The organism is Rhodosalinus sp. (assembly GCF_046542825.1).
Lineage (GTDB): Bacteria > Pseudomonadota > Alphaproteobacteria > Rhodobacterales > Rhodobacteraceae > Rhodosalinus.
In genome coordinates, this window is the sequence record NZ_JBKHAQ010000159.1 from 1 (window position 1) to 4,672 (window position 4,672).

The 4,672-nt window shown below is 72.8% G+C and carries 6 protein-coding genes; all 6 read left to right on the top strand.

Going from position 1 to position 4,672, the window contains the following annotated elements:
- A partial coding sequence (locus tag ACLFOB_RS14255) for a DALR anticodon-binding domain-containing protein (RefSeq protein WP_410926512.1) occupies positions 1–508 on the top strand: 508 nt, incomplete at its 5' end.
- 77 nt (positions 509–585) lie between these two features.
- Complete coding sequence (locus ACLFOB_RS14260) at positions 586–1,641, top strand: SPOR domain-containing protein (protein WP_410926513.1); 1,056 nt, start codon at positions 586–588, stop codon at positions 1,639–1,641.
- Complete coding sequence (locus tag ACLFOB_RS14265) at positions 1,638–2,645, top strand: glycoside hydrolase family 3 N-terminal domain-containing protein (protein ID WP_410926514.1); 1,008 nt, start codon at positions 1,638–1,640, stop codon at positions 2,643–2,645. The genes ACLFOB_RS14260 and ACLFOB_RS14265 overlap by 4 nt, the downstream gene beginning before the upstream one ends.
- Positions 2,638–3,438 (top strand): segregation and condensation protein A, encoded by an 801-nt coding sequence (locus ACLFOB_RS14270; RefSeq protein ID WP_410926515.1) that lies wholly within the window; start codon positions 2,638–2,640, stop codon positions 3,436–3,438. The genes ACLFOB_RS14265 and ACLFOB_RS14270 overlap by 8 nt, the downstream gene beginning before the upstream one ends.
- Positions 3,439–3,604: 166 nt before the next feature.
- A complete protein-coding gene (scpB, locus tag ACLFOB_RS14275) occupies positions 3,605–4,222 on the top strand; it encodes an SMC-Scp complex subunit ScpB (RefSeq protein WP_410918213.1) in 618 nt (205 codons plus the stop codon).
- An 80-nt stretch (positions 4,223–4,302) separates the two neighbouring features.
- Positions 4,303–4,521 (top strand): hypothetical protein, encoded by a 219-nt coding sequence (locus tag ACLFOB_RS14280; protein ID WP_410918212.1) that lies wholly within the window; start codon positions 4,303–4,305, stop codon positions 4,519–4,521.
- Positions 4,522–4,672: the final 151 nt, after the last annotated feature.

Sequence of the window (4,672 nt, forward strand, 5' to 3'; positions counted from 1 at the left end):
GGTGGGCCCCGACGTGACCCGCTTCGTCATGCTCACGCGCAAGAACGACGCGCCGCTCGACTTCGATTTCGACCGCGTGCTGGAGCAGTCGAAGGACAACCCCGTCTTCTACGTTCAATACGCCCATGCGCGCGTCTGCTCGCTGCTGCGCAAGGCGGCGGCGGCGGGGCTGCCCACCGACGATGCAACGCTGCGCGACGCCGACCTCTCGCCGCTGGCGCATGAGGCCGAACTGGCGCTGGCGAAGAAGATCGCGGAATGGCCCCGGCTGGTCGAGATCGCGGCGAAGAACTGCGAGCCGCACCGCGTGGCCTTCTACCTCTACGAACTGGCCAGCGAACTGCACACGCTCTGGAACCGCGGCCACGACGAGCCCGCCCTGCGCTTCCTGCAGGAGGACGACCCGCAGGGCAGTGCGGCCCGTCTTGCGCTGACCCGCGCCTCTGCCGTTGTCATTTCCGCCGGTCTTGGTATCCTTGGCGTGACCCCGGCGGAAGAGATGCGCTGAGACCGCACGCCCGCCGGCGGCGACAGGCAAGAGCAGTCGAACCCGGTCAGCGTGATCCGGGCGGAACGAGGCGGGACATGACGGACATCGAGACGAACGGCGAGGACGTCGCCTGTGGCGCGTCCACGCGCCCCTCCATCGCAAGATTCACTCAGATCGGCGCCGCCGCGGTGTCGCTTGCGCTGATCGCCGGGATAGGCGCCTGGGGCTACACGCTGGTCGTGCGCGACGTGCACGGGGTGCCCGTTGTGCAGGCCGGGGAGGGCGCGATGCGCCTGCAGCCCGAAAGCCCGGGCGGACGGCCCGCCGCGCATCAGGGCCTCGCCGTCAATGCCGTGGCGGCGCAGGGAACCGCCGCGCCGCTGCCCGATCAGGTCGTGCTGGCCCCGGCCGGTGCGTCGCTTGCCGAAGAGGATCTGCCGCAGGCCCGGCTCGCCGCCGAGGTCTCCGCGCCTGCAGCGGCGCCAGAGGACGGTCCCAGCCCCGCGCTGCTTGCGCTTGCCGACCGGATCGCGGAAGGCGCCACGCCCTTCGCGCCGATCGGCGAGACGGCACCGCAGGAGGTCCGCGTCTCGCTCGGCGGGATGCGTCAGGCGCCGGCGGTGGCCGAGGCCCCCGCGTCCGAAGAGCCGGCCGCGGCCATCGCGGGACGCGCCGCCGATGACGGGGCGGCCATGGACGAAGTGGCGGAGGATGAGCCGAAGGCGCCCGCCGAAGACGCCGAGGCGGCGCCCCTTGCCGACGCCGCAGGCGTGCAGGCCCGCTCGCTCCGCCCCCAGTCGCGGCCCGGCGGGCTGCGCACCGCCTCGCTGCCCATGCGCAGCGATGCCGTCCCCGCGACGGGCGACACGGTGGCGGAGGCCGACCCGGCAGAATTGCCGCCCGGCACGCGCCTGGTGCAGCTTGGCGCCTACGAGAGCGCCGAGGTGGCGCGCAGCGAATGGGGCCGCCTCGACGGGCGCTTCGGCAGCTACCTTGAGGGGAAGACCCGCGTCGTCGAGCGCGCACAGAGCGGCGGACGCACCTTCTGGCGGCTGCGGGCGATGGGATTCGAGGACCTGGCCGACGCGCGCCGCTTCTGCGCGGCGCTGATGGCCGAGGGGGCGGACTGCATCCCGGTGGTCACGCGGTGAGCGCCACCTCCGCCGCGATCCTCGGCTGTGCCGGGCCGCGGCTGACGGAGCCCGAGCGGCGCTTTTTCGCCAGGGCGCAGCCCTGGGGCTTCATCCTCTTCGCCCGCAACTGCGAGAGCGCGGCGCAGACCGCGGCGCTGGTGGCCGACCTGCGCGACTGCGTGGGGCGGCGGGCGCCGGTGCTGATCGACCAGGAGGGCGGACGCGTGACGCGTCTGTCCGAAGACGCCGGCCGCCGCTGGCTGCCGCCGCTCGACGCCGTCGCGCGTGCGGGGGAGCGCGCCGCAGACATGCTGCGCCTGCGCTACCGGGTCATCGCGCACGAGCTTTCCGCGCTGGGCATCGACGTGAACTGCGCGCCGCTGGCCGATATCGCCACCCCCGCAACGCACCCCTTCCTGCGCAACCGCTGCCTGGGCGAGACGCCCGGCGCGGTGGCGGCCCGCGCCCGTGCGGTGGCCGAGGGGCTGCTGGCCGGCGGCGTGCTGCCGGTGCTCAAGCACATCCCCGGCCACGGGCGCGCGACGGCGGACAGCCACCATGACCTTCCGCGCGTCGAAGCGCCGCTTGCCGACCTGCGGCTGACGGATTTCGCGCCTTTCGCCGCGCTTTCCGACCTGCCGATGGGGATGACGGCGCATGTGGTCTATGCCGCGCTCGACGACCGGGCGGCGACCGTCTCGACCACTGCCATCGGGCTGATCCGCCAGGAACTGGGTTTCGGCGGTCTGCTGATGACCGACGATCTGTCGATGCAGGCCCTTTCGGGCGACGTGGGCGGCCGGGCGGCGGCGGCACGCGCGGCGGGCTGCGATATCGCGCTGCACTGCAACGGCGACCTGGCTGAGATGGAGGCGGTGATCGCGGCCGCCGGACCGCTGGCGGGTGCGGCGGCGGCGCGGGCGGAGGCGGCCCTGGCCCGGCGACGGACGCCCGAGCCGGTTGACATCGCGGAGCTGGAGGCCAAGCATGATGCGCTTCTGGCCGGGGCGCGCGATGGCTGAGGAGAGTTTCGAACAGCAGACGCGGGACGCCGTCGTGGCGGCGCGGCGCGCCGCGGAGGCGCTGATCGTCGATGTCGAGGGCTACGAGGGGCCGCTCGACGTGCTGCTGACGCTCTCGCGCAGCCAGAAGGTCGATCTGCGCCGGGTCTCGATCCTGCAACTGGCCGAGCAGTATCTCGCCTTCGTCGAGGAGGCGCGCGCGCTCAGGATCGAGCTTGCCGCGGACTATCTGGTGATGGCGGCCTGGCTGGCCTTTCTCAAGTCGCGCCTGCTGCTGCCGCCGGATCCGGAGGAGGAGGGGCCGTCGGGCGACGAGATGGCCGCCTACCTCGCCTTCCAGCTGGAACGCTTGCAGGCGATGCGCGAGGCGGCGGCGCGGCTGATGGCGCGCGACCGGCTGGGGCGTGACGTCTTTGCCCGCGGGCAGGGCGAGCGGGTGGAGCGGGTGAAGCGCGTGCGCCACACCGCCACGCTCATGGACCTGATGCAGGCCTATGCCCGAATCCGCACCCGCGACGAGTTCCGCCCCTGGGCCTTCGACCGGCAGTCGGTCTACACCATGGAAGAGGCGCTGGACCGGCTGCGCGGCATGATCGGTTTCGCCGGCAGCTGGACCGACATCGCCGCCTATCTGCCCGAGGGCTGGCGCGAAGACCCCGCGCGCCGCCGCTCCGCCACCGCCGCGACCTTTGCCGCGACGCTGGAACTGGCCCGCGAGGGGCGGATCGAGCTCCGGCAGGCCGGGACCTTCGCGCCCATCGAGCTGCGGCGGCGGGAGCGCCCCGATGGCTGAGGACGGTGACGAGGAAGAGGGGGCGCTGCCCCCGTCGCCCGTGCCGGGCGACTCCCCCGGGGTACTTGGCGCAAGAGGAAGGGACCGGAAGGCGCTGGCGCCGGATGCGGAGGCCGGCGATCCGGTGGGGACGCCGGCGCGCGACAGTCTCTTCGAGGCGCCTCCGATGGCGGAACAGGAGCGCATGGTGGAGGCGATGCTTTTCGCCTCGGCCGAGCCCTTGACGACGCGGGCAATGGGCGCGCGGATGCCGCACGGCTCGGACCCGGCGGAGGCCGTGCAGCATCTGCGCCGCCGCTACGAGAGCCGCGGCGTGCGCGTGGTGCGGGTGGGCGAGGCCTGGGCGATCCGCACGGCACCGGACCTCGGCTTCCTGATGCAGTCGGAGGTCGAGGAGGTGCGCAAGCTTTCGCGCGCGGCGACCGAGACCCTGGCGATCGTCGCCTATCACCAGCCGGTCACGCGTGCCGAGATCGAGGAAATCCGCGGCGTCTCTGTCAGCCGGGGCACGGTGGACCAGCTGCTCGAGCTGGGCTGGATCCGCTTCGGGCGGCGAAAGATGACGCCGGGGCGGCCGGTGACCTTCGTGGTGACCGAGGCCTTCCTGGACCATTTCGGGCTGGAGAGCGCGCGGGATCTGCCGGGGCTGGCGGAATTGCGTGCGGCCGGCCTTCTGGACAGCGCGCCGGGACCAGGGGCGCCGGTGGCGGGGCAGGGGGCCGGGGCCGAGGAGGATCAGAACGGCAACGAAGCGGGCGACCAGAGCGACTTTTTCGAGGGCTGATGCCCAGAAATCGCCCAGATTGGCCGTTAGGGTTGGGGACAAGGGTAGTCCCGCCCGCGTCAGGGCAGAGGGAGCGCACGATGAACGCGAACCGTCTCTTCAACATGATCCTGCATCGCATGATGCGGCGCCTTCTGGGGCGCGGGATCGATGCAGGGATCGAGCGTGTGACGCGCGGACGCGGCAGCGGCCCGGTGCTGCCCGAAGGCCGGGGCAAGGCGGGCGGGCCAGGCGACCGCAAGGCGGCAAGGCAGAGAAGGCAGGCGATGCGCGTCGCCCGACGCATCGGGCGTTTCTGAACCGCGGGCGGCGCCGGGGCCCTGAGGAAACCTGTCGGTTCTGGAGAGCCGGCTCAGCGGATCAGGCGCAGATCCGGTTGCTTTCGGAGTCGATCGGCACGGTCTGTCCGTTGACATCGAGAGCGGCATACGCCGCCTCGGGCACCGCGCA